General features: G+C 65.7%; 18 protein-coding genes. 10 read left to right on the forward strand and 8 right to left on the reverse strand.

The window, feature by feature from the left end; all coding sequences use genetic code 11:
• Nucleotides 1-563 precede the first annotated feature (563 nt).
• From DB032_RS10040 to DB032_RS10055, 4 genes are read left to right on the forward strand one after another with little or no spacing between them, the layout of a single operon-like run.
• On the forward strand, nucleotides 564-1691 hold the full coding sequence (locus tag DB032_RS10040; protein WP_107799362.1) for an ABC transporter permease: 1128 nt from the start codon (nucleotides 564-566) through the stop codon (nucleotides 1689-1691).
• 10 nt (nucleotides 1692-1701) lie between these two features.
• Nucleotides 1702-2421, forward strand: a complete 720-nt coding sequence (locus DB032_RS10045) for an ABC transporter ATP-binding protein (protein ID WP_107799363.1) — start codon at nucleotides 1702-1704, stop codon at nucleotides 2419-2421.
• Nucleotides 2418-3338 carry an HlyD family secretion protein gene (locus DB032_RS10050; protein WP_107799364.1) on the forward strand — a complete coding sequence of 307 codons (921 nt, stop codon included), beginning with the start codon at nucleotides 2418-2420 and terminating at the stop codon, nucleotides 3336-3338. The genes DB032_RS10045 and DB032_RS10050 overlap by 4 nt, the downstream gene beginning before the upstream one ends.
• Nucleotides 3335-4735, forward strand: a complete 1401-nt coding sequence (locus DB032_RS10055) for an efflux transporter outer membrane subunit (protein ID WP_158274280.1) — start codon at nucleotides 3335-3337, stop codon at nucleotides 4733-4735. The genes DB032_RS10050 and DB032_RS10055 overlap by 4 nt, the downstream gene beginning before the upstream one ends.
• Before the next feature lie 33 nt (nucleotides 4736-4768).
• Here the strand turns inward: DB032_RS10055 and DB032_RS10060 are convergent, their stop codons facing one another.
• The 8 genes from DB032_RS10060 to DB032_RS23700 all read right to left on the reverse strand — a co-directional run bounded on the left by DB032_RS10060 (nucleotide 4769) and on the right by DB032_RS23700 (nucleotide 12663).
• A complete protein-coding gene (locus DB032_RS10060; protein ID WP_107799366.1) occupies nucleotides 4769-6154 on the reverse strand; it encodes an ATP-binding protein in 1386 nt (461 codons plus the stop codon).
• Nucleotides 6151-6801, reverse strand: a complete 651-nt coding sequence (locus tag DB032_RS10065; RefSeq protein WP_107799367.1) for a response regulator — start codon at nucleotides 6799-6801, stop codon at nucleotides 6151-6153. The genes DB032_RS10060 and DB032_RS10065 overlap by 4 nt, the downstream gene beginning before the upstream one ends.
• A gap of 72 nt (nucleotides 6802-6873) precedes the next feature.
• Nucleotides 6874-7302: a MarR family transcriptional regulator gene (locus DB032_RS10070; RefSeq protein WP_107799368.1), complete on the reverse strand. Its 429-nt coding sequence runs from the start codon at nucleotides 7300-7302 to the stop codon at nucleotides 6874-6876.
• A gap of 4 nt (nucleotides 7303-7306) precedes the next feature.
• Nucleotides 7307-7726: a DUF488 domain-containing protein gene (locus DB032_RS10075; RefSeq protein ID WP_107799369.1), complete on the reverse strand. Its 420-nt coding sequence runs from the start codon at nucleotides 7724-7726 to the stop codon at nucleotides 7307-7309.
• A 270-nt stretch (nucleotides 7727-7996) separates the two neighbouring features.
• The gene (yiaY, locus tag DB032_RS10080; RefSeq protein WP_107799370.1) at nucleotides 7997-9127 is read right to left on the reverse strand and encodes an L-threonine dehydrogenase; all 1131 of its coding nucleotides are present in this window, start codon (nucleotides 9125-9127) and stop codon (nucleotides 7997-7999) included.
• Between the two features lie 99 nt (nucleotides 9128-9226).
• On the reverse strand, nucleotides 9227-9928 hold the full coding sequence (locus tag DB032_RS10085) for a MarC family protein (RefSeq protein WP_107801780.1): 702 nt from the start codon (nucleotides 9926-9928) through the stop codon (nucleotides 9227-9229).
• Nucleotides 9929-10195: 267 nt separating this feature from the next.
• On the reverse strand, nucleotides 10196-11722 hold the full coding sequence (locus DB032_RS10090; protein ID WP_107799371.1) for an amino acid permease: 1527 nt from the start codon (nucleotides 11720-11722) through the stop codon (nucleotides 10196-10198).
• Nucleotides 11723-12423: 701 nt separating this feature from the next.
• Complete coding sequence (locus tag DB032_RS23700) at nucleotides 12424-12663, reverse strand: hypothetical protein (protein WP_146176642.1); 240 nt, start codon at nucleotides 12661-12663, stop codon at nucleotides 12424-12426.
• On the opposite strand from DB032_RS23700, the gene DB032_RS10095 reads away from it, so the two are divergent.
• From DB032_RS10095 to DB032_RS10120, 6 genes are all read left to right on the forward strand, one after another.
• Nucleotides 12662-13642 carry an isocyanide synthase family protein gene (locus tag DB032_RS10095; RefSeq protein ID WP_107799372.1) on the forward strand — a complete coding sequence of 327 codons (981 nt, stop codon included), beginning with the start codon at nucleotides 12662-12664 and terminating at the stop codon, nucleotides 13640-13642. The two genes, DB032_RS23700 and DB032_RS10095, sit on opposite strands and share 2 nt — an antisense overlap.
• A gap of 35 nt (nucleotides 13643-13677) precedes the next feature.
• Nucleotides 13678-15414, forward strand: a complete 1737-nt coding sequence (locus tag DB032_RS10100; RefSeq protein ID WP_107799373.1) for an L-tyrosine/L-tryptophan isonitrile synthase family protein — start codon at nucleotides 13678-13680, stop codon at nucleotides 15412-15414.
• Between the two features lie 204 nt (nucleotides 15415-15618).
• The gene (locus tag DB032_RS10105; RefSeq protein ID WP_107799374.1) at nucleotides 15619-16872 is read left to right on the forward strand and encodes a nucleotide disphospho-sugar-binding domain-containing protein; all 1254 of its coding nucleotides are present in this window, start codon (nucleotides 15619-15621) and stop codon (nucleotides 16870-16872) included.
• A gap of 116 nt (nucleotides 16873-16988) precedes the next feature.
• Complete coding sequence (locus DB032_RS10110; RefSeq protein ID WP_146176643.1) at nucleotides 16989-18242, forward strand: MdtA/MuxA family multidrug efflux RND transporter periplasmic adaptor subunit; 1254 nt, start codon at nucleotides 16989-16991, stop codon at nucleotides 18240-18242.
• Nucleotides 18243-18257: 15 nt separating this feature from the next.
• On the forward strand, nucleotides 18258-21344 hold the full coding sequence (locus tag DB032_RS10115) for an MdtB/MuxB family multidrug efflux RND transporter permease subunit (RefSeq protein WP_107799375.1): 3087 nt from the start codon (nucleotides 18258-18260) through the stop codon (nucleotides 21342-21344).
• Nucleotides 21345-21504: 160 nt separating this feature from the next.
• Nucleotides 21505-24603: a multidrug efflux RND transporter permease subunit gene (locus tag DB032_RS10120; RefSeq protein ID WP_107799376.1), complete on the forward strand. Its 3099-nt coding sequence runs from the start codon at nucleotides 21505-21507 to the stop codon at nucleotides 24601-24603.

The raw sequence follows: 24603 nt of genomic DNA on the forward strand, positions 1-24603 counted from the left end.
GAACCGCCGCACGCGCCTGCTGCCTATTACGCAAACCACATCCAAAACCGCGATCTCAACTTGACAAAATCTTTACAACCGAAACTGTCAAATCCGGTTTTGGAAAATTATGACGTTGAAATCTTAGTGTTTCCTTAGGGCTTTCTTGCAGTTGACTGATTTACCTCCACAGATCTGGAGAAAAATATATACAGAACAAAGCAAATCATTGATTTTAATGATGTATCTTTATTGACACACCAATGCCAAAGTCATTATTTTTTAGTAAATCCATTACTGAAAAATAAAAAAACCAAGCTTGAAAAAGAAAACTGAGGAGAGTCTGAGCAGGCAATAAGAACAGCGGCTTATTGAATTGGCATTCAAATTCAATATCCAGACTAATACCAGTGGTATTAATACTAGGGAAATCCCGTACGCCGACTCCGCCTTATTCACGCTTGGCCGCGCTCAGAAAACCCTAAGCAGGAATAGGCATACTGCCCTCATTTCACCCCGGAGACAGTCATGCCCCAGCCCAACCATCCCCCCTGCCGGCCCGGCTGCAGCGCGGAGGCCTGACCATGGTCTCCCTCGCTCGCGCCTCGCTGATCTACGAGTGGCGCCGCTTCCTGCCGGCGGTGCTGGCGGTGGCTTTCGCCGGCCTGCTGGTGCAAGTGCAGCTCAGCCTGCTCTTGGGCATGTTCAGCTCGGTAGGCGTTTACATAGACCGCTCCAGCGCCGATCTTTGGGTGGGCTACCCGGCCACTCAGAGCGTGGATCTGGCCCGGCCGATTCCCGGCAAGACCGAGAACAACCTTTGGGCGCATCCCGAGGTCACCTCGGTGGAACGCTTCACCTGGACCATGGCGGACTGGCAGCGCCCCGGCGGCGGCAAGCTCAGCGCGGTGCTGATCGGCATCGACCCGCGCCCGCAGGCGATGACCTTCGCCACCTTGCTCACCCCGGCGCTGCGCCAGGAGCTGACGGTGCCCAGCACCGTGCTGGTGGATGAGAGCGATCTGGAAAAGCTGGGCGTCAAGATCGGCGACTACGCCGAACTCAGCGGCAAGCGGGTGCGCATCGGCGGCACCGTCAACGGCATGCGCGCGATGGGCGGGGCCAACATCCTGACCTCGCTGAACACCGCGCGCCGCATCGACCCCAATCTGCGCAACGACGCCACCGACTACTTCCTGGCCCGGCTGCGCGACCCCAGCCGCGCCGAACTGGTGCGCGACCAGCTGCAACCGGCCGGCAGCTTCAAGCCCTTCCAGGTGTGGACCGCCGAGGAGTTCTCCATCCAGTCGCAGGTGTATTGGCTATTCGAGTCCGGCGCCGGCTCCGGCTTCCTGTTCTCCTCCGCGCTGGGCCTGCTGGTCGGCATCGTCATCACCAGCCAGACGCTGATGGCGGCCATCGTCGCCGCGCTGCGCGAATACGCCACCCTGCGCGCCTTGGGCGTGTCCTCCTCCTCCTTGCGCGCCGTGATTCTGGAGCAGTCCTTCTGGGTCGGCCTCGCCGGCCTGGTGATCACCGCCGTGGTCGGCGCGCTGCTGGTGATGGCCGCGCGCCACGCCCACATCGCGCTGGAAGTGCCGGTGTGGGGCTGCCTGGCCACCGGCACCCTGGTGCTGGGCATCGCTCTGCTGTCCGGTCTGTCCGCGCTGCGCGCGCTGAACCAGGCCGAACCCTCCACCCTATTGCGATAAGGAGACTCTCATGTCCGCCTCTCCCGCCATCGTCGGCGAAAACCTGAACCGCTCGTTCAGCAACGGCAAGACCGAGCAAACCGTGCTCACCAATATCTCGCTGTCCATCCTGCCCGGCGAACTGACCCTGATCATCGGTCCGTCCGGCTCCGGCAAGAGCACCTTGCTGTCCGTGCTCTCCGGCCTGCTGCCGCCCAGCTCCGGCCGCGTCACCGCGCTGGGGCTGGAGCTGACCCGGCGCTCCATCGAGGAGTTGAGCCGCTTCCGCCTGGAGCATTGCGGTTTCGTGTTCCAGGGCTTCAATCTGTTCGCCTCGCTGACCGCGCTGGAAAACGTGCTGCTGCCGCTGAACTACGGCCCCAAGATCAGCAAGCCGGAAGCCGAGAAGCGCGCCCAGGAGGCGCTGGAACTGGTGGGCCTGGGCCCGCGCGCCAAGCTGCGGCCCATGGAATTGTCCGGCGGCGAAAAGCAGCGCGTCGCCATCGCCCGCGCGCTGGTCAAGCGGCCCAAGCTGATGTTCGCCGACGAACCCACCAGCGCGCTGGACAGCCATAACGGCCAAGTGGTGATCGACCTCTTGCACCAGATCGCCCAGGAACAAGGCACCACGGTGCTGGGCGTGTCGCACGACAACCGCCTGATCAAACACGCCGACCGCGTCATCACCCTGGAAGACGGCCAGGTGGTCAAAGACCTGCGCGTCCACAACACGCCGATGGAGGTAGCATGAGCAGCCCTATTCCCAAGACCCCGCTGCGCCTGGGCCCGCTGCTGGCTTTGAGCCTGTTGCTGGCCGGCTGCTCCGAACCGCCGCCTCCCGCGCCGGTCCAGCAATCGCCGTGGGCCGCCATCGCCAAGGGCCGCGTCAGCATAGAAGGCGGGGTGATCAATATCGCCGCGCCGCGCGCCGGCATCATTCGCGAGGTGTCGGTGGAAGAAGGCGCCGAGGTCAAACCCGGCGCGGTGCTGGCCCGCATCGATGACCGCGAGGCCAATCTGGCGATGAAGGTGCGCGAGCAGGAGCGCGACGAGGCGCGGCAGGCGCTGACGCTGCTGCAGGTCAAGCACGCCATCGCCCAGCGCGAGCTGCAACGGGTGTCCGCGCTGAGCAGCGACGAGGTGGTGTCCAAGCAGGAAAAAGACAACGCCCGCGATCAGGTCAAGCTCAGCGCGTCCGAACTGGCCCGCCAGCAGGCGGCGGTGGCCACCGCCGACGCGCAAGTGGCGGCCAGCAAGCTGGAAGTGGATCAACACGTGGTCCGCGCGCCGCTGGCCGGCCGCATCATCCGCCGCCAGGCCCGCCCCGGCGACGGCACCTCCACGCTGAACGTGACGCCGCTGTTCATGTTCGCCCCCAACGGGCCGCGCATCGTTCGCGCCGACCTGGAAGAACGCTATGTGGGCTTGGTGACGGCGGGACAGGCGGCCGAGGTGACGCTGGAAGCGGACGAAACCAAGGTCTACAAGGCCAAGGTGCTGCGGCTGGGCCAGGTGTTCGGCAACCGCCCGGACAACGACGACCCCAATGAGAAACAGGACGTGCGCGTGATCGAATGCGTGCTGGCGCTGGTGGACGCGCCGGAAATCCGCATCGGCCAGCGAGTGCTGGTGCGCATCGCCCGACAAGACAAGGCGGGCAAGCCATGATGCGCCCCATCGCTCTGCTGCTGCTCCTGGCGCTTGGCGGCTGCGCCGGGCTGGAGCCTTCGCGCCCGACGCCGGCGCTGCCGGAACGCTACGGCCGGACCCTGCCCCGCGCCGGCCCGGACGCCCAGGCCTGGGACGGTTTCGGCGATCCCGGCCTCAGCCGCTGGATAGCCGCGGTGCGCGAGGGCAACACCGATCTCGCCGCCAGCCTGGCGCGGCTGGACGCCGCGCGCGCCGAACTGGGCGTGCTCAACGCCGACCGCTATCCCAAGCTGGACTTCGAACAATCGGTGGAGCGGCGCAAACTGTCCAAATTCGATTTGGGCGAAGTGAGCGAAGACACCGCCAATCCCAGCACCCGCTACAGCACGCGGCTGGCGCTGGGCTATGAAGTGGACTTGCGCGGCCGGGTCAGCGCCGCGACGCGCGCCGGCCGCGCCGACCTCAAGGCCAGCGGCGGCGACCTCGACGCGCTGGGCCTGAGCCTGGCGCGGCAAACCGCCGAACTGTGGCTGACCCGGGCGGAGCTGGCCGCCGACATCGAACTGGTCCAGGAGGCCGCGCGGCTGCGCCAGCGGCTGCTGGCCGGCGTCGCCGCCAAACGCCGCGTCGGCCTGGCCAGCGGCCGGCAACTGCTGGAACCGGACAGCGAGGCCAGCGAAGCCGCCCGCCTGGTCGCTCAACAAGGCGACGCGCTGAAGCGGGTGGAGCGCAGCCTGTGCCAGCTGGCCGCCAAGATGCCGGACGCCTGCGGGCTACCGCCGGCGCGTCCGCTGCGCGAACTCCGGCTGCCGGAAGTGGGCGGCGACGTGCCGGCCCGGCTGCTTCAGCGCAGGCCGGATCTGAACGCGGCCCAGGCCCGCTACGACGCCGCGCGCGCGCGCATCGACGAAGCCGAGGCCGCCCGCTGGCCGTCGCTGACCCTGAACGGCGGGCTGGGCATCAGCGCCGGCAGCTGGTCCGGTCTGCGCGGCAGCAAGGTGCTGAACTGGTCGCTGCTGCCGCAGCTGGACATTCCGCTGTTCGACGCCGGCAAGCGCAAGGCCGAGGCCCAGCGCGCGCGCTCCGCCGCCGCCGAGCAATACGCGGCCTGGCGCGGCGCCGTCACCCGCGCGGTGTACGAGGTGGAAGACGCCGCCGCCTCCGCCCATTTCGCCAAAACCGATCAGGAGGCCAGGCAGCGCCAATACGTGGACGCCAGCCGCCGCTTGCGCGCCGAGCGCGACGCGCGCGGCGTGGGGCTCAGCGACGGTCAGGCGGAATGGCGCGCGCAACTGGCGGAACTGCAGGCGGAACAGGGCGTGCAAGGCGCGCGCCGCCAGCAATTGCTGGCGGCGGCCAATCTGATCGCCGCGCTGGGCGGCGGCTGGGAGGGCGCGGACAAGAGCGCGCCCTGAGAAGCGATGAAGCGATGCGGGAGCGCGGCGGCCTCAAGCCGGCCGCGCGTCGCAGCGCGGCAGGCGGATTTCCACGCCCAGGCCGTTGCCGTGCAGGCCGTCGGTCAACAGCAGGCTGCCGCCGTGCAGCTCCACCACCCGCTTGACGATGGCCAGCCCCAGGCCGCTGCCGGTCACGGTATTGTCGGGCAGGCGCACGAAACGCTTCAGCACCTGCTCCCGCCACTGCGGCTCGATGCCCGGCCCGTCGTCCAGCACCGCCAGCCTCACATTGGAAAACCCCTCGCTGACTTCCACATTGATGCAAGCGCCGTCCGGGCAGTAACGGATGGCGTTGTCCAGCAGATTGTCCAATAGGCTATCCATCGCGCTGGCGTCGCCGCAGCAGGCCGCCGTCTGCGCGCCGTCGTAGGCCAGCGTGATGTTGCGCTCCATCGCTCGCGGCACCTGGCGCGCCAGCGCCGCGCGCGCCAAGGCCGCCAGATCGAAAGATACCGGCAGCACCCGCGCCGATTCCGCGTCCAGCCGCGACAGCGTCAACAGCTTGCCCACCAGTTCGCCGCTGCGGCCTATGCTGGCGTCCAGCAAGGCCGCCAGCGCCGCCCTCTCCTGTTCGGACTCCGCGCGCGCCAGCAGATGCACTTGCGCGCCTATCGCCGCCAGAGGCGTGCGCAGCTCGTGCGCCGCGTCGGCGAAGAAGCGCTGCTCGCCCTCGCGAAAGGTCGCCAGCCGCGACAACAGCTCGTTGACGGAATTGAACACCGGCCGCAATTCCTGATATTCGGGGTCGGCGCAGGCCAGCGGCGCCGTCGATTGCACATCGCGCGAGGTGATGGTGGTGGCCAGCGTCGCCAAGGGCTGCAGGGCGCGGCCGTAACCGACGCGCAGCAGCAGCATGATGATGGGCACCGCGGCGATCAGCGGCAGCAGGAAGAAGATCAGGATTTCGGCCTGCACCCGCTGCACGAAGCTGCGCGCGATCGCCAACTGCACCCGGACCTCGTCGCCGCTCGCCGTCAGCATGCGCCAGCGCCCCTGGTTGGCCGGCGCGCCGCCGCTGGGCGGCTGCTCCAGCTCCGGCCAGGCGCTGGACACCGCCAGCAGGCGCTGGCGCTTGTCGACGATGCGGTAGGCCAGCTCGTCCTTGACCGGCGGCCTTTCGCTATAGCCGTGGCCGAACTGGCCGATCAACTGATCGACGACGCGGGCGCGCTCGCTTTCCTTGATGTCGGCGCTGTAGACGGTGGCCAGGGTGCGCGCCAGCCCGCGCAAATCGCCGTCCAGATAGCCGGAACCGACCCGGGTCACTTCCCAATAAAACCAGGCGAACAGGACCAGCCACACCGCCAATAGGGTGCTCAGACTGGTCCATAACAGCCGCCGGTAGAGCGAGCGCCGCGCCAGCGAGGGGATGATCATGCCGGCTTGGGCAGCAGATAGCCGACGCCGCGTATGGTGCGGATCCAGTCCGAACCCAGCTTGCGTCGCAGATTGTGGACATGCACTTCCAGCGCGTTGTCGGACTCGCAGCACAGATGCTCGACCAGGTGCTCGCGGCTGACCACCTTGCCGGCCTTGCGCACCAGTTCGAACACCAGCGCGAACTCGGACGGCGACAAGGCCACCGCCGCGCCGCCCATCGACAGCTCTCGGGTTTCGGCGTTGATGCACAAATCGCCGATCTGCCAATTGGCCGACACGAAGCCGCTGCTGCGCCGGGTCACCGCCTGCAGCCGGGCCAGCAGCTCGGGAATCGCGAAGGGCTTGACCAGGTAATCGTCGGCGCCGTTGTGCAGGCCGGCCAGCCGGCTCTCCAGCGCGTCGCGCGCGGTCAGGATGATGACCGGCAGCGTCGATCCGTTGCCGCGCAGCTCCTGCAGCAAATGCAGGCCCTCGCCGTCCGGCAAGCCCAGGTCCAGCAGCAGCGCGTCCTGCGGCTCCTCGGCCAGAAAGGTGCGCGCCTCCTTCAAGCGCCTCACCCAGACGGTGCGAAAGCCGGCTTGGCGCAAAGCCTGCCCCAGCGCCTCGCCCAATGCCAGATCGTCCTCCACCAACAGTATGTTCACGGGATATCTCCGCTCGCCAAAACAATGTCAAAATCATGCCAGAGCGCCATGGCAAAAGCTACCGCGCCGGCGTCAATCCTCGGGCTGCAAGAGATGATCCAGCGACAGCACATCGCCCAGCCGCCGCAGGGCCTGCAACTCCTCGCGATGCTCTCGCGCCAGACATTCCGCCAGCGCCTCGCCCTTGGGCAGCAGCCGCACTTCCACGCAGCGGCGGTCGTCCCGCCCCGGGCTGCGCGCCACCAGCCGCTGTTGCTCGCAGCGGCTGATCAGGCCCACCACGCTGTGGTGGTGCGACTGCAGCCGCTCGGCCAGTTCGGCCACCGTGGCCCAGTCGCGGCCGGGAAAGCCCTTGATCTGCAGCAATAGCAGGTATTGCAGCATGGTGATGCCGTGGCGCTGGGCCGCCTCCTCGCTGAAACGCTGGAAGCGGCGCAAACGATAGCGGAAGTCCGCCAGACGTTCGAAATCCTGTTTGGAGAAGCTGGATGGCTCGGGCATGCGGTCAATGATCCAGCAAGGCGCGGTAGCACACCGGCGACGCCAGCTCTCCGGCCTCGATGCGCGCTATCTCGTCCAGCTTGTCGCCCAGGAATTGCGCCAAGGCCTGCGCCGGCTGCTTGTCGCCGCCGCCCGCGTGCAGCAGCACCAGGCCGCCGCGGCGGCTGGCCTTCCACAAGGGCCACCAGCGCTGCGGGTTCGCCGCCAGGTCGGCCCAATACACCTCGCAGAAGGTGGGCCAATGACGGTCGTCCTGGCGCAGCCATTTCAGCAAGCCGGGCGCGGGCGCCACGCTTTTGAGCCAGTGGGCGGCGTCCAGCGCCTGCCGCGGCAAGCCCTTCGGCCAGGTTTCCTCGATCAGAAAAGCGTTATCAAGCCCCGGCCGGTATTCGCTCACCGGCAATAGGCGAATGGTTGCGTCCATTGCGTCACTCCTTATTTCATCTGGCGGCGGAGGCGGTGCGGCGTCGTCAGAAATATCGTATTACGATATTTAATGGTCAAAAAAAGGCGGCTGGGCCGCCATGGGAAGCTGTGTTCAAAATCTTGCGAGCTTGAGCGAGACAAGGCGAAAACGAGCGCAAAAGCGGAATGTACTCGTGGCACATAAGCATTTTGAGCGGGTTGTTAACGTCGTATCGCCGCAGCGCAGCAGATCGTGAAGGCCGCGGCGAATCGCCGCGGCCCTTTACCGCTACAGCGCGGCCTTGAAGATCGCGCAGATTTCCTCGTGGCTGGCCTGGATCGGATTGGTCAGACCGCAAGCGTCCTTCAAGGCGTTGGCGGCCAGTTCAGGAATATCCTCTTCCTTGACCCCCAGTTGCGTCAATCCCGCCGGAATGCCTACATCGGCCGCCAATTGGCGTATGGCGGCGATCGCCGCCTCGGCGCTGGCTTCCACGCCCAGCGCCGCGCCGACATCGGCCAGCCGCTGGCCGGCCGCCTTGGCGTTGTAAGCCTGCACATGCGGCAGCAGCACCGCGTTGCACACGCCGTGCGGCAGATCGTAAAAACCGCCCAGCTGGTGCGCCATCGCGTGCACATAGCCCAGCGACGCGTTGTTAAAGGCCATGCCGGCCAGGAATTGCGCGTAAGCCATCTGCTCGCGCGCCTCCATGTCCATGCCGTTGCGCACCGCGCGGCGCAGATGGCCGGCGATCAGCGTCACCGCCTTCAAGGCGCAGGCGTCGGTAATGGGCGTGGCGATGGTGGACACATAGGCTTCCACCGCGTGGGTCAGCGCGTCCATGCCGGTGGCGGCGGTCAGCCCGGCCGGCATGCCGGCCATGGTTTCCGGATCGTTGACCGACAGCACCGGCGTGGTGTGCTTGTCGACGATGGCCATTTTGATGTGACGGCTCTCGTCGGTGATGATGCAGAAGCGAGTCATTTCCGAAGCGGTGCCGGCGGTGGTGTTGATCGCCACCAAGGGCAGTTGCGGCTTGGCGGACTTGTCCACGCCCTCGTAATCCTGGATCTTGCCGCCGTTGGCTGCTACCAGGGCGATGCCCTTGGCGCAGTCGTGCGGCGAGCCGCCGCCCAAGGACACCACGGCGTCGCAGCCGTGCTCGCGCAACAGCGCGAGGCCGGCGCCTACGTTGGCGGTAGTGGGATTGGGATGCACGCCGTCGAACAGCACGGTGGCGATGCCGACGCCGCCCAGCAGCTCGGTCACTCGGCCGGCCAGACCGGTTTTCACCAGGCCGGCGTCGGTCACCATCAAGACCTTGCGGTAACCGTAGCCGCGCATGGTTTCAACGGCTTGTTGCAGACAGCCCGCGCCCATCAGATTGACGCAGGGGATGAAGAAAGCGCTGGTGGCCATGGCAAACTCCTGTTCTTAAGACATTTGTCATAATCGCAGTATGCTCAATTTGGCCGATGCGGCATTTGCCTCACATCAAAAGATGTCCAATCGCCCCGCTCACTTATGCGGCAACACATCCTGCGCCAGCTGGGTGATCAGGGCGCCGAAGCCGTCCCACATGATCTGCACGCCCAGGCATAGCAGGATGAAGGCGGACAAGCGCAGGAACACCACCGAGCCGGTCTGGCCCAGATAGCGCAGCAGCTTGTCGGCGTGGCGGTAGCACAGATAGACCAGCAAGCTGCACACCAGCACCGCGAAACTGCCGGCCAGCGGCGAGATCGCGTATTTGACGATGCCCTTGCCGGTATCGGTCAAGGAGGCGCCCATGGTGATGGCCACCGAGATGGAGCCCGGCCCCACCGTCAGCGGGAAGGTCAACGGATAGAAAGCGCGCTGCTTCAGGGCGTCCTGGTTTTCCGCCTGGATGGGCTGGTCGGTGGAAGTGGGGCTGCTTTCCGGCGGCGCGTCGTTGAGCATGCGCCAGGCGGCAAAGGTGATCAGCAGGCCGCCGGACAATTGCACCACCGGCAAGGACACGCCGAAGAAGGACAGCACATAGCCGCCGGTGAACATGCTGCCCAGCAGCAGCAAGGCGCAATACATGGCGATGCGGCGCGCCAGGTAGCGGCGCTGCTGCGGCGTATTGCGCGCCGTCATCGAGATGAAGATGGGCACCAGGCCCGGAGGGTTCATGATCGGCAGCAAGGCGGCCATCACAAACAGAAACTTTGTTATGAATATTGTCAGCAACTGCATGAATGACTCCGAAGCCATCGAATTCAGATCGGGAACGCCGGCGGGCGGCGCCGCGCCAGCCGCCATATTACACAATTCATCAGTATTGCAAGCCGGCTCTCGCTCGGACTGCGGCGCCCCGCCCCGGTTCCGGCGCGCCGCGCGCGTCCGCGGCGCCGGCATGGGCCGGCGCCGAATCCAAAACAATCAAGCCCTTACGCAAAACAGCCCGGCATGGCCGGGCTGTTGGCGAACTGCCGCGCTAAGGCTGGCAGAATTCACAGAGGATCAGCGCGTGGCGGCGGCCAGCTTGCCGTCCTTATTCTCTTGGCGCAAGGCGCGAGCCTTGACCAGCGCCTCGCTGAAATCAATCTCTTCCAGCGCCACCATCCGGGTTTTGTGCTTGTACTTGTAGCCCAGCCACAGCGCCAGGAACAGCGGGATGCCCAGATAGGTGGCGATCACCGCGCTCCAGTCGATATGGCCGCCGATGAAGGCCTCGTAGTTCTGGCCCAGCATGATCAGCAGACACAGCGCGAAGGCGAACAGCGGGCCCAGCGGGAACCACTTGGCCTGGTAGGGCAAGTCCGCCAGATCGTGGCCCTGCTTGACGTAGCCGCGGCGGAAACGGTAGTGGCTGATGGCCACGCCCAGCCAGGCGATGAAGCCGGTCATGCCGGAAGAGTTCAGCAGCCACAGATAGACCGCGTTGGTTTCAAACAAGGAGGTCAGGAAGCACAGCGCGGCGATCACGCTGGTGGCGTACAAGGCATTGCGCGGCACGCCGTTGCTGGACAGCTCGGCAAAGCGCTTGGGCGCCATCTTGTTGCGCGCCATGGTGTACAGCATGCGGGTGGACGCGTACATGCCGGAGTTGCCGGCGGACAGGATGGCGGACAGGATCACCGCGTTCATCAGGCTGGCGGCCATGGCGAAGCCGGCGCGGTTGAACACCAGGGTGAACGGGCTGGCGCCGACATCCTTCATATCGTTCTTCAGCAGCAGCGGATCGTTGTACGGCAGGATCAGGCCGATGATCAGGATGGACAGCATGTAGAACATCAGGATGCGCCAGAAGATCTGCCGCACCGCGCGCGGGATGGTCTTGCCCGGATTGGCGGATTCGCCGGCGGCGACGCCGATCAGCTCGGTGCCCTGGAAGGAGAAGCCCACAATCATGGCCACGCCGACAAAGGCGGCCAGGCCGCCGACAAACGGCCCCTGCCCCTGCTGCATCACCGACAAACCCGGCGCGATGCGCTGCGGATTGGGGTCGGTCATGATGCCGAAGATCATCAAAAAGCCGATGACGATGAAGGCGATGATGGTGGCCACCTTGAGCATCGAGCACCAGAACTCGGCCTCGCCGAAGCCCTTCACCGAGAAATAGTTGAGCACGAAGATGATCAACAGGAAGCCGGCGCTCCAGACGATGCCGGGCACCGCCGGATACCAGTAATGCATGATGATGGCGGCCGCGGCCAGCTCCACCGCCACGGTGATGGCCCAGTTGTACCAGTAGTTCCACCCTTGGGCGAAGCCGAAGGCCGGATCGACGAAGCGCGAACCGTATACCTGGAAAGAGCCGGATTCCGGCATGAAGGCGGCCATTTCGCCCAGGCTGGTCATCAGGAAGTAAACCATCAGGCCGATCAGGGCGTAGGCGATCAAGGCCCCGCCGGCGCCGGCCGACGCCACGGTGGCGCCGGAGGCCAGGAACAGGCCGGTGCCAATGGAGCCGCCGATGGCGATCATCGACAGGTGGCGCGCCTGCAAGGTGCGCCTAAGCTCTTGGCTTTCTTGCTTTTTTTCCATCTCTTTGTCTCAAGTGCGCCTGCTCGGCGACATTGCTTTCGGCTCGCTGCGGCCAGCCGGCGGCCTGCTGTCGCTACGACAGGCAGTCGTAATCGAAACGCAAAAGAATGACAGCAACCACGACTGTTGACTAGTCAAACATGGCTTTGAAGCTTAAAAAACGAAAATGTCATGTTCGCAAAGGAATACCGCACCCGCTTGGATTGCGGCCGAAAGCCGGCCCAAAGCCCCGCCGGCCGGCACGGGCCGGGCCTGCGGCGGAAGACGAGGCTTTGCCCATCCGCGGCGCGGCGCTCTGAAACGCGGCGGATCTCGAGTACGACAAGTCGGCGCAACGCAGCATCCGGGGTTTGTTCGCCGCGCTTCATCGTCATCTCGCGCCGCATCTGTCGCGTGAATCATACAGTTTTCACCCGCCCCGCCCGCGCCGGCGCGCCGCAGGAAAGGCGCCGCGACCGCAGCGCCGCAACGTGGTTGCATGGGAAAACTCACAGTCTCCGACGGTCTCCCGCCATTTACAAATAGGAATGAATCTCATTTGCAAAAATGACAAATAAGATCTTGTCATATAAAGACAAATTTAAATTTAATCCAAATTAAAACAAATAAGACATCACAAACCGTCACAATCGCATTTACAATTTTCACACCGCCCCATTGAATAAAAACCCACCTAAAACAAATAAAATTTCCATCCGCCTTTATTCATCCAATCCCTTCGCCATATCAATATAACGATTGCTCATAACCCTATAGCGGCTAATTTGTTCGCCCGCTCCCGACATCTGCCATAGAATGGCCGCGCTAACTGAAGCTAAACCTGTTCTTTCCATCATTTTTATTTTGGTTATCACATAACGATAAGTGAAACGCCCGCGCATGAACGCGGGCCAGTCGCAATTCAATCGCTTTTGATTCCACAACCATTTGAGATAAACCATGAACGCCATTGTCGACCCTGTTTTTCACCCTTTTGGAGTTTCCGCCTCGGATCTCGCCCGGCAAATACTGGAACGGGTTTTCAAGCTGCGCCGCGTCCACCCGGAAGACCTTGCCGCGCCGGAGGACCTTGCCGCGGAAATGGCCCCTCACCTGCCCAAGATTCAGGCCGCCGTCAGCCGACGTCAGCCGCTGCAAATGATTTTGCCGGCCTTTCCCGGCAAATCGCCCAACCGCAATAAAACCCTGGGCGCCATGCCCGATCTGGCCGAACGCCACGCGCTGGATAATCTGCACCAACTCTGCCGGGACATTCAGAGCATCTACCCGCCGGGCGCTCAAGTCGCCATTTGCTCGGACGGCTATTGCTTTTCCGACGTGGTGTATATCCCGGACGCGGAAGTCGCCGCCTATATGGACGACTTGATTCGCTACGCGCGGCAACGCCATGGCGACAGCTTCCGTTTTTACGATCTGAAAGACCACTTCAGCTATATCGGCGATCTGGATTCCCAGCGCGAAGAATTGCTGATTCTTTACAGCGACTCCATCGAACAGATCAAACGTCAATGCCAGGACGAACCGGCGATGCGCGCGATGTACCAGGGCATTACCCGCTTCCTGTTCGAAGACGCGCAAGGCATGCCGCGCTTCGCCGGCCACAGCAAGACCAGCTTGCAGAAAATGGCGCGCGCCAACGCCTACCGGGTGATCCAGCGCAGCAATGCCTGGAGCCGGCTGCTGGAGCGCGCGTTTCCGGACAGCCTGCGCCTGTCCATTCATCCGCAATTCCGCGTCTCCGCCAAAATCGGCGTGCGCCTGGTGGACAGCACCGACGCCTGGCTGACGCCCTGGCACGCCGCCGCGATCAAGCACGAGCACGGCGTGATGCTGAAAAAACGCAGCGACATCGACGAGAACCAGTCCGCGCTGGTCTTTGTCGACGGCCGGCCCAGCCACTTCATCGCCACCGCCGCCTGAAGCCCCGCCTTTCATTGTTCATTTCGAGTATCACCATGCAAAACGAACCTATTGTCGCTTCCATTGTTTCCATTCTGCTCGACGCCTTCCAGGGCGAAGCCGACCACCCGCGGCGCGAATCCTACCGCCAGGCGCTGAGCGCCCAAGTGGAAGGCTTCGTGCGCCGGCAGCAGCCGCTGCAATTGCTGCTGCCGGGCTTTCCGCTGAAATCGCCCAACACCCGCGACAAGACCGCGTCCGACCGCCCCGACTACGCCGAATACGCGGCGCTGGAACGGCTGGACCGGCTGTGCCGCGCCGTCGGCCGCGTCTACCCGGCCGGTTGCGCGCTGGAATTGTTCAGCGACGGCCTGAGTTTCCACGACCTGCTGGACATCCCGCGCGACACCGCCAACGACTACCACCGCCGGCTGCGCGCGCTCTACGCCAGCCCGGTGCTGCGCTGGCATGATTACGCCAGCGTCCAGCCCGGCTTCGACCGCCTGCGCGACCGCGCGGAAAGCGTGCTGCGCCGCTACCTGCCCGCCGCGGCCGCGGACTTCTCCCAGCCGCTGCCGGAAAACCAGGCCGGACGCCAGCCGCAATGGCTGGGCCTGCTGCGCGAAGACAATGCGGCGCGCGGCATCGCCGAGGCCGAGGACTGGCCGCAGCGCGCGCGGCGCCTCGCCTGGCGCGGCATCGCGCTGGACGCGATGCTGGCCGAGCACTTCCCGGAAGCCATCCGGCTGACCATCCACCAATCCGGCGCGCCCGGCGGCAAATTCCCCATCCGCCTGTCTCCGGCCCAGGCCGAGGCGGCCTTGCCCTGGCACCGCGTCTACCTGCTGAACTTGGCCGGTCACGGCGAGCTGGTCTCCAAGCGCCAGGCGCTGGACGCGCGCCGCGCCAAGGCGGTGAGCTTCGACGGGCAGCCCTGGCTCTATCTGGAACAGGCCGGCGCGGAATGGGAAGGTTGCGAGTTGTCGGTGATGCGGGCCGGCCGCTTCGGCCTGCTGATAGAAAACCGCCGTCCCGGCGCCAACTGCCTGTCTCTGCCGCGCCCGGCCTTGACCCGCTTGGCCCAGATGTTCGGCTTCGTCGCCCTGCGCGGCTTCGCCGTGGCCGACGAGGACAATCTGATCGACTTCAGCGCCCAGTTCGGCACCCCGTATATCTGGCAGTTCGGCGCGGTGCACAAGGTCAAGCCGGAGGAAGACGCCGACGGCTTCGTCCACTCCTTCGAGGAGCTGCCGCTGCACTGGGACTTGAGCATGCTGCCGGCCGACAATGCGTTCGTGCGCAAGAATCCGCGCTTCAGCGCCAGCCTGTTCGCGCTGTATTGCAAGACCGCGCCGCAGCACGGCGAAGGCCAGACCACCCTGGTGGACGCGCGCAACATCCTGCGCCAGGTGCCGGTGGCCACCCTGGCCGAATGGGAGCGGCTGGAAATCCGCTACCACACCAAGTTCACCTATTTCGGCGGCGACGCTCGCGTCTACCCGCTGGTGGAAGCCCACCCGGACACCGGCGAAGCGGTGCTGCGTTTCCAGGAAAACAGCAACTCCGAACTGCAGAAGTTCTTCGTCGACGTGGAAGAGCGCGCCGACGACTATCCCAACCTGGTGCAGGAACTGCTGGAACGGGCCTATGCGCCGGAAAACCTGATCGAGCACGACTGGCACGACGGCGACCTGGCGCTGATAGACAACTACAACAGCCTGCACGGCCGCCGCGCGATGACCCGCGCCTCGCGCGGACGCGAGCTGTGGCGCGTTCAGGTCCACAAAGGCTAAGCGCCTGTTTACGATCTGCTGCGCGTCGGCGATACAGCGTTGAAAAAGGCTTCGAAATGCTCATGTACCACGCGTACATTCCGCTTTCTCAGCCGCAACGCCTTGTCTCGCCTTAGCTCGCGAGATCGTAAACACGTTCTAAGGCCCGCCCCGCGCCGTCCGGCCCCGCCGGGCGGCATCGCCCCCCATCCCCCGAAAACCGCCATGAACCCACGCAAGCAGAAAATCCTCTTCGTCGGCGAGGCCGTCACCCTGGCCCATGTCGCCCGCCCCTACACCCTGGCCGCCGCGCTGCCCGCAGCGGACTACGACATCCACCTGGCCGCCGCGCCGCGCTTCGATCATATTTACCAACGCCAGGACATCCAATACCACCCGCTGATCACCAAGCGCTGCGAAGACTTTCTTGACGCCGTGGACAACGGCAAGCCGCTGTACCGGCGCGAGGAAATCATCGCCTACGTCGAAGAAGAATTGCGCCTGATCGAACGCCTGGACCCGGACATCATCGTCGGCGACTTCCGCCACTCGCTGGGCATCAGCGCCGCGCTCTCCGGCAAGCCCTTGATCCATCTGATCAACGCCTACTGGAGCCCCTACCGCCGGCCGCAGCCGCTGCCGGTGCCGGAACTGGCCAAGATCAATCTGCACCGCCTGCCCGTCATGCCCGCGCTGATGCGCTGGATCACCCCGCTGGCCACCCGGCTGCTGGCCCGCTCGCTCAACCGCGCCCGCGCCCATTACGGCCTGGCGCCCTTCGCCAACTGCTTCGAGGCCTGGAGCCACGGCGATCAAGTGCTCTACTACGATTCCCCGGAACTGGTGCCGCTGGATCCGCTGCCCGCCCACCACCGCTATCTGGGCCCGGTCACCTGGTCGCCCGGCGGCGCGCTGCCGGACTGGTGGCCGCAATTGCAAGACCGTCCCACCGTCTACCTGTCGCTGGGCTCTTCCGGCAATCTGGCCTTGCTGCCCACGCTGATTGAGCAGCTTCTGGGCGAAGGCCTGCAAGTGATCGCCAGCACCGGCCGCCGCCAGCGGCTGCCGCAACGCTCCGGCCTGTTCAGCGCCGACTTCCTGCCCGGCGAGGCCGCCGCCGCCCGCGCGGACCTGGTCATTTGCAACGGCGGCAGCCCCACCAGCTACCAGGCGCTGGAACAGGGCCGGCCGGTGATCGGCATCCCGTCCAATATGGACCAGCTGCTGGCGATGCGGCATATCGAAGCCTACGGCGCCGGCGCCACGCTGCGCCGCCGCCACATCGAAACCGGCCAGCTGCCGCCGCTGCTGCGGCGCATGCTGGCCACGCCGTCCTACCGCCAGCGCGCGCAGCAACTGGCCTGGCATTTCGCCGCTGCCCGGCCTCACCTTACATTCCGTCAAGTCTTGCAACAATTCGACATACAATCGCCGGCGCAAGCAAAGCCCGGTTCAAACACGGAGCGCATAATGCCGTAAGCATCGACCCTCAGCCTGCTGCGGCGCCATCCCTCGCCCCATCCGCGCCGGCGGTCGCCTTCGAATGATCCGGAGCGGCCCTCGCCGCTCCAAGGCCGTTTTTCTGGAGCCCCGCCGTGACCCAATCCGCCGCGCCTCGCCGCCCGTTTTACCGTTCCCCGCTGTGCTGGGGCCTTGTCGTCGCGCTCGCGCTGGGCGGCGGCTGGTGGTGGCGGCAGCACGCGGCCGCGGACGCCGCCGGCCAACGCCGCGCCGCGCCGCCGGCGGCCGTGGGCGTGGCCGCCGCGCAGCGGCAAAACGTGCCCTTGCAGATCAGCGCGCTGGGCACCGTCAACTCCACCTACACCGTCACCGTGCGCAGCCGCGTGGACGGCCAGCTGGACAAACTGCATTTCGAGGAAGGCCAGCCGGTCAAACAAGGCCAGCTGCTGGCGGAACTGGACCCGCGCCCGTTCCAGGCCGCGCTGGCCCAGGCCGAAGGCCAGTTGCTGCGCGACCAGGCCTTGCTGCAAAACGCCCAGCTGGACCTGAACCGCTACCGCCAGCTGCTGGAGCAGAACTCCATCGCCAAACAACAGGTGGACACCCAGGCGGCGCTGGTGCGCCAGTACCAGGGCACGGTCAAGCTGGACCAGGGCGCGGTGGACAACGCCCGGCTGCAGCTCAGCTACAGCCGCGTCACCGCGCCGGTGTCCGGCCGCGCCGGCCTGCGTCAGGTGGACCCGGGCAACATCGTCCACGCCAGCGACGCCAACGGCCTGGTGGTGATCACCCAGACCCAGCCCATCAACGTGCTGTTCTCGGTGCCGGAAGTCAGCCTGGGGCCGGTATTGCGGGCCAGCCGCGCCAAGCCCGGCCTCGCGGTGGAAGCCTGGGACCGCGACAACCGCAACAAGCTGGCCGACGGCGCGCTGCTGGCCATAGACAACCAGCTCAACACCAGCACCGGCACCGTCAACCTCAAAGCCCGCTTCGCCAACGCCGACGAGGCCCTGTTCCCCAATCAATTCGTCAATGTGCGTCTGAGCCTGGGCGAGCAGGAAAACGCCGTCACCGTGCCGGCCGCCGCGGTGCAGCTGGGCAAGGCGGGCAGCTACGTCTACACCGTCAACGCCGACAGCAGCGTCAGCCTGAACAAGATCAGCGCCGGCGCGCGCGTCGGCGACATCGTCATCGTCGAGCAAGGCCTGCAGCCCGGCCAGCGCGTGGTGGTGGACGGCCTGGACAAGCTGCGCGACGGCGCCAAGGTCACCGTGGTGGACCGCGCCGCGCAAAACCGCCAAGCCGCCCAGGGCGCGGGCAAAAACGGGCGCCACAAGCGCGACGGCAGCGGCCCGGCCGGCAAACGCCGCGCCTCGGCGGCGCAGTAAGCGCGGAGAGACGGCATGAATCCCTCCCGTCTGTTCATCCAGCGGCCGGTGGCCACCACCTTGCTGATGGTCGCCATCCTGCTGACCGGCCTCGCCGCCTGGCGCATGCTGGCGGTGTCCGCCTTGCCGGAGGTGGACTATCCCACCATCCAGGTGGTCACCCAATACCCGGGCGCCAGCCCGGAGGTGATCACCTCTTCCATCACCGCGCCCTTGGAGCGCCAGTTCGGCCAGATGCCCGGCCTGTCGCAAATGTCGTCCACCAGCTCCGGCGGCGCTTCGGTGATTACCTTGCAGTTCGGCCTGGAACTGGGCCTGGACGTGGCCGAGCAAGAAGTGCAGGCGGCGATCAACGCCGCCGGCAATCTGCTGCCCTCCGATCTGCCCAATCCGCCGGTGTACAGCAAGGTCAATCCGGCGGACACCCCCATCATGACCATCGCCGTCACCTCGCCCACGCTGCAGCTGACCAAGCTGGAGGATCTGGTCGACACCCGGCTGGCGCAGAAGCTGTCGCAAGTGCCCGGCGTGGGCCTGGTCAGCATCAGCGGCGGCCAGCGCCCCGCGGTGCGCATCCAGACCAATCCGCGCCAGCTGGCCTCGCTGGGCCTGACGCTGGAAGACGTGCGCACCGCCATCGCCAGCGCCAACGTCAACCAGGCCAAGGGCAGCTTCGACGGCCCGCGCCAGGCCTCCACCATAGACGGCAACGACCAGCTCAAGTCCGCCGACGAATACCGCGGCGTCGTCATCGCCTACCGCAACGGCGCGCCCATCCGCCTGTCCGACGTGGCCCAGGTGGTGGATTCGGCGGAAAACACCCGCCTGGCCGCCTGGGCCGGCGCCACCCCGGCCATCATTCTCAATGTGCAGCGCCAGCCCGGCGCCAACGTGATCCAGGTGGCGGACCGCATCAAGACCCTGCTGCCGCAGCTGCGCGACGCCCTGCCCGGCGCGGTGGACGTCAAGGTGCTGAGCGACCGCACCGTGACCATACGCGCCTCGGTGGCGGACGTGGAGTTCGAGCTGATGCTGGCCATCGCCCTGGTGGTGATGGTCATCTTCCTGTTCCTGCGCAATGTGCCGGCCACCGTCATCCCCGCGGTGGCGGTGCCGCTGTCCCTGGTGGGCACCTTCGGCGTGATGTATCTGGCCGGCTTCTCCATCAACAATCTCACCTTGATGGCGCTGACCATCGCCACCGGCTTCGTCGTGGACGACGCCATCGTGATGATAGAAAACATCGCGCGCTACATCGAAGACGGCGAAACGCCGATGGCCGCGGCGCTGAAAGGCTCCAAGCAGATCGGCTTCACCATCATCTCGCTGACCATCTCGCTGATCGCCGTGCTGATTCCGCTCTTGTTCATGGGCGACGTGGTGGGCCGGCTGTTCCGAGAATTCGCCGTCACCCTGGCGGTGTCCATCCTGATCTCGGCTTTCATCTCGCTGACGCTGACGCCGATGATGTGCGCGCGCCTGCTCAAACACGTGCCGGAAGACAAGCAAGGCCGCTTCTACCACGCCAGCGGCCGCTTCTTCGACCGGGTGATCGCCCGCTACGGCCGCATGCTCAGCTGGGTGCTGGAGCGGCAGACGCTGACCCTGCTGGTGGCGCTAGCCACCGTGGCGCTGACCGCCGCGCTCTACCTGGCCATGCCCAAGGGCTTCTTCCCGCTGCAAGACACCGGCGCCATCCAGGGCGTCAGCGAGGCCTCGCAATCCATCTCCTTCAGCGCCATGGCGCGCCGGCAGGAAGCCTTGGCCCAGCGTCTGCTCAAAGACCCGGCGGTGGACAGCCTGTCCTCCTTCATCGGCGTGGACGGCAACAACGCCACGCTCAATAACGGCCGGCTGCTGATCAACCTCAAACCCAAGGCGGAACGCGACGACATCCGCACCGTGCTGGCCCGGCTGCAAAGCCAGGCCGACGCGCTGCCGGGCATGGCGCTCTACCTGCAGCCGGTGCAGGACCTGACCATAGATTCCCGCGTCAGCCGCACCCAATACCAGTTCACCCTGCAAGCCACCAGCGCCGAGGACCTGTCCGCCTGGACGCCCAAGCTGGTGGAGACGCTGCGCCGGCTGCCGCAGCTGGCCGACGTGGCCAGCGATTTGCAGGACCAGGGCCTGCAGGCCTACGTCAACATCAACCGCGACACCGCCGCGCGCCTGGGCGTCAGCACCGCCGCCATCGACAACGCGCTCTACGACGCCTTCGGCCAGCGGCTGATCTCCACCATCTTCACCCAGACCAATCAATACCGCGTGGTGCTGGAAGTGGACCCGCAGCACCAGCAAGACCCGCTGTCGCTGAAAAGCCTGTACGTGCCCACCGCCAACGGCGGACCGGTGCCGCTGGACGCGGTGGCCAGCATAGAGGAGCGCCCCGCCGCGCTCGCCGTCAACCACCTGGGGCAATTCCCCACCGCCACCGTGTCCTTCAATCTGGCGCCGGGCGCCTCGCTGGGCGCGGCGGTGGACGCCATCCGTCAGGCAGAAACCGAACTGGGCCTGCCGGCCAGCATAGACACCAAGTTCCAGGGCGCGGCGCTGGCCTTCCAGGCTTCGCTGTCCAATACCCTGTGGCTGATCCTGGCCGCCATCGTCACCATGTACATCGTGCTGGGCGTGCTCTACGAAAGCTATATTCATCCCATCACGATTCTCTCCACCCTGCCCTCGGCCGGCATCGGCGCGCTGCTGGCCTTGCTGCTATCCGGCAACGATCTATCGGTCATCGCCATCATCGGCATCATTCTGCTGATCGGCATCGTCAAGAAAAACGCCATCATGATGATAGATTTCGCGCTGGAGGCCGAGCGCGAACGCGGCATGAGCCCGCGCAACGCCATCTACCAGGCCTGCCTGCTGCGCTTCCGCCCCATCCTGATGACCACGCTGGCCGCGCTGCTGGGCGCGCTGCCGCTGATGCTGGGCGGCGGCATGGGTTCCGAGCTGCGCCAGCCGCTAGGCGTGGCCATGGTGGGCGGCCTGCTGCTCAGCCAGGTGCTGACCCTGTTCACCACTCCGGTGATCTACCTGGCCTTTGACCGGCTGGGCAAACGCTTTGGCGCCAAGACGGCGGAGGCGGAAGCATGATTTTTATTCGCCACGGAAGCACACGGAAAAACACGGAATTCCGTGACATTTTCGACAGGATCGCCCTTAGCCAAACAACGCTAACCGCCATCAAACCCTTGCATGACTGGTTTTTGTCCGTGTCCTTCCGTGTGTTTCCGTGGCCGATGAGGATTTTCTCGTGATCCCCTCCGCCCCCTTCATCCGCCGCCCGGTGGCCACCACCTTGCTGACCCTGGCCATCCTGCTGGCCGGCTTGCTGGCCTTCAAGCTGCTGCCGGTGTCGCCGCTGCCGCAGGTGGACTTCCCCACCATCTCCGTCAGCGCGCGCCTGCCCGGCGCCAGCCCGGAAACCATGGCTGCCACCGTGGCCACCCCGCTGGAACGGGCGCTGGGCCGCATCGCCGGCGTCACCGAAATGACCTCGTCCAGTTCCCTAGGCTCCACCCGCGTCACCTTGCAGTTTGAGCTGGACCGCGACATCGACGGCGCCGCGCGCGACGTGCAGGCGGCCATCAACGCCGCCCGCTCCCTGCTGCCCACCGGCATGCCGTCCAACCCCACCTATCGCAAGGTCAATCCCGCCGACGCGCCCATCATGATCATCGCGCTGACCTCGGACAGCCTGAGCCGCGGCCAGATGTACGACGCCGCCGACACCATACTCGGCCAGAAGCTGGCCCAGGTGGACGGCATAGGCGACGTCAACGTGGGCGGCGGCGCGCAGCCGGCGGTGCGGGTGGAGCTGAACCCGCGCCAGCTCAACCACTACGGCATCGGCATGGAAACCGTGCGCAGCGCCATCGCCGGCACCAACGCCAACCGGCCCAAGGGCTTTCTGGAAAACGACGAGCGCCACTGGCAGGTGCAGGCCAACGACCAGGCCACCAAGGCCAGCGACTACCTGCCGCTGATCGTCAGCTACAAAAACGGCGCCGCGGTGCGCATCGCCGACGTGGCCGAGGTCAAGGACTCCGTGGTGGACCTACGCAACGCCGGCCTTCTAGGCCGGCAGCCGGCGGTGATGCTGATGCTGTTCCGCCAGCCCGGCGCCAACATCATCGAAACCATAGACCGGGTCAAGGCGCTGCTGCCGCAGCTGCAAGCCTCCATCCCCGCCGCCATCAACATGCAAGTGGTGATGGACCGCAGCCCCACCATCCGCGCCTCGCTGCAGGAAGTGGAGCGTTCGCTGCTGATCTCGGTGGCCCTGGTCATCCTGGTGGTCTTCCTGTTCCTGCGCAACGGCCGCGCCACCGCCATTCCCGCCATCACCGTGCCGGTATCGCTGGTGGGCGCCTTCTCCGTGATGTACCTGGCCGGCTTCTCCCTCAACAACCTCAGCCTGATGGCGCTGACCATCGCCACCGGCTTCGTCGTCGACGACACCATCGTGGTGCTGGAAAACATCGCCCGCCACATCGAAGACGGCATGAAACCGATGCAGGCCGCCTTGCGCGGCGCGCGCGAAGTGGGCTTCACCGTGCTGTCCATGAGCGTCTCGCTGATCGCCGTCTTCATTCCCATTCTGCTGATGGGCGGCGTGATCGGCCGGCTGTTCCGCGAATTCGCCGTCACCCTGTCCGTGGCCATCCTGGTGTCGCTGCTGGTCTCGCTGACCACCACGCCCATGCTCTGCGCGCGCTGGCTCAAACCGCGCGAAGAACGGCCTCCCGGCCGGCTGTTTCAATGGAGCGAACGCGTCTTCGACGCCATGCTGGACGGCTATCGCCGCAGCCTGGACTGGGCCTTGCGCCACGGCCCGCTGATGATGCTGATCCTGGCCGCCACCATAGGCCTCAACGTCTACCTCTATCTGGCGGTGCCCAAGGGCTTCTTCCCGCAGCAAGACACCGGCCGGCTCAACGGCATGATACGCGCGGACCAGAACATCTCCTTCCAGGCCATGCAGCAAAAGCTGCAGCGCTTCATCACCGTGGTCAGCCAAGACCCGGCGGTGGACGCCGTGCTCGGCTTCACCGGCGGCGGCCAACGCAATAGCGCCAATATGTTCGTCAGCCTCAAGCCGCTGAGCCAACGCGGAGAAAGCTCGGACCAAGTCATTGCCCGGCTGCGCAAAACCCTGGCGCGCGAACCCGGCGCCCAGCTCTTTTTGCAGGCGGTGCAGGACATCCGCATCGGCGGCCGTTCCAGCAACGCCCAGTACCAATACACCCTGCAAGGCGATGATCTGGCCGAACTGCGCGAATGGACGCCCAAGGTGCAGCAAGCGCTGATGAAGCTGCCCATGCTGGCCGACGTCAACACCGACCAGGAAGTCAAAGGCCTGCAAACCACCCTGGTCTTCGACCGCGACGCCATGGCGCGGCTGGGCCTGACCCAGGCGCAAGTGGACGCCGCGCTCAACGACGCCTTCGGCCAGCGCCAGGTATCCACCATCTACAACGCGCTCAACCAATACCGCGTGGTGATGGAAGTGGCGCCGCAATACTGGCAAGGCCCGGACGGTCTGGACAGCATCTTCCTGCAAACGCCGGGCGGCCAGCCCACCCCGCTGTCCGCCGTCGCCCGCTGGGCGCCCGGCAACACCGCGCTGTCGGTCAACCACCAAAGCCAGTTCGCCGCCTCCACCGTCTCCTTCAATCTGCCGCCGGGCGCCGCGCTGTCCGACGCCACCGACGCCATCAACCAGGCGCTGGCCGGCGTCGGCCTGCCCAGCAGCATCCACGGCAGCTTCCAGGGCAGCGCCAAGACCTTCCAGGCCTCGCTGGACAGCCAGCCGCTGCTGATCCTGGCCGCGCTGATCGCCGTCTACATCGTGCTGGGCATGCTGTACGAAAGCGTGGTGCACCCGGTCACCATTCTCTCCACCCTGCCCTCCGCCGGCGTCGGCGCGCTGCTGGCCATCATCGCCACCGGCGGCGAATTCAACGTCATCGCGCTGATCGGCGTGCTGCTGCTGATCGGCATCGTCAAAAAGAACGCCATCATGATGATAGACTTCGCGCTCAGCGCCGAACGCGAACAAGGACAAACGCCGGAACAGGCAATACGCCAGGCCTGCCTGCTGCGCTTCCGCCCCATCATGATGACCACGCTGGCCGCGCTGTTCGGCGCGCTGCCGCTGGCGCTGGGCCGCGGCGACGGCGCCGAGCTGCGCACCCCGCTGGGCATCTCCATCGTCGGCGGCCTGCTGCTCAGCCAGCTGCTGACCCTGTACACCACCCCCGTCGTTTACCTGTATCTGGACCGCTTCCGGCTGTGGTGCCGCCGCTGGCGGCCCGCGCGCGCCGCGCTGAACCGCGGAGCCGAGGAATGA

It is taken from the genome of Chromobacterium sp. Panama, from assembly GCF_003052555.1.
Classification (GTDB): Bacteria; Pseudomonadota; Gammaproteobacteria; order Burkholderiales; family Chromobacteriaceae; genus Chromobacterium.

Bases quoted from the DNA above. Each gene is read 5' to 3' on its own strand.
- DB032_RS10045 (WP_107799363.1), top strand. From the start codon at position 1,702: ATGTCCGCCTCTCCCGCCATCGTCGGCGAAAACCTGAACCGCTCGTTC.
- DB032_RS10090 (WP_107799371.1), bottom strand. From the start codon at position 11,722: ATGGAAAAAAAGCAAGAAAGCCAAGAGCTTAGGCGCACCTTGCAGGCG.
- DB032_RS10095 (WP_107799372.1), top strand. From the start codon at position 12,662: ATGAACGCCATTGTCGACCCTGTTTTTCACCCTTTTGGAGTTTCCGCC.
- DB032_RS10055 (WP_158274280.1), top strand. From the start codon at position 3,335: ATGATGCGCCCCATCGCTCTGCTGCTGCTCCTGGCGCTTGGCGGCTGC.
- DB032_RS23700 (WP_146176642.1), bottom strand. From the start codon at position 12,663: ATGGTTTATCTCAAATGGTTGTGGAATCAAAAGCGATTGAATTGCGAC.
- DB032_RS10050 (WP_107799364.1), top strand. From the start codon at position 2,418: ATGAGCAGCCCTATTCCCAAGACCCCGCTGCGCCTGGGCCCGCTGCTG.
- DB032_RS10085 (WP_107801780.1), bottom strand. From the start codon at position 9,928: ATGCAGTTGCTGACAATATTCATAACAAAGTTTCTGTTTGTGATGGCC.
- DB032_RS10075 (WP_107799369.1), bottom strand. From the start codon at position 7,726: ATGGACGCAACCATTCGCCTATTGCCGGTGAGCGAATACCGGCCGGGG.
- DB032_RS10105 (WP_107799374.1), top strand. From the start codon at position 15,619: ATGAACCCACGCAAGCAGAAAATCCTCTTCGTCGGCGAGGCCGTCACC.
- DB032_RS10100 (WP_107799373.1), top strand. From the start codon at position 13,678: ATGCAAAACGAACCTATTGTCGCTTCCATTGTTTCCATTCTGCTCGAC.
- DB032_RS10070 (WP_107799368.1), bottom strand. From the start codon at position 7,302: ATGCCCGAGCCATCCAGCTTCTCCAAACAGGATTTCGAACGTCTGGCG.
- DB032_RS10060 (WP_107799366.1), bottom strand. From the start codon at position 6,154: ATGATCATCCCCTCGCTGGCGCGGCGCTCGCTCTACCGGCGGCTGTTA.
- DB032_RS10115 (WP_107799375.1), top strand. From the start codon at position 18,258: ATGAATCCCTCCCGTCTGTTCATCCAGCGGCCGGTGGCCACCACCTTG.
- yiaY (WP_107799370.1), bottom strand. From the start codon at position 9,127: ATGGCCACCAGCGCTTTCTTCATCCCCTGCGTCAATCTGATGGGCGCG.
- DB032_RS10040 (WP_107799362.1), top strand. From the start codon at position 564: ATGGTCTCCCTCGCTCGCGCCTCGCTGATCTACGAGTGGCGCCGCTTC.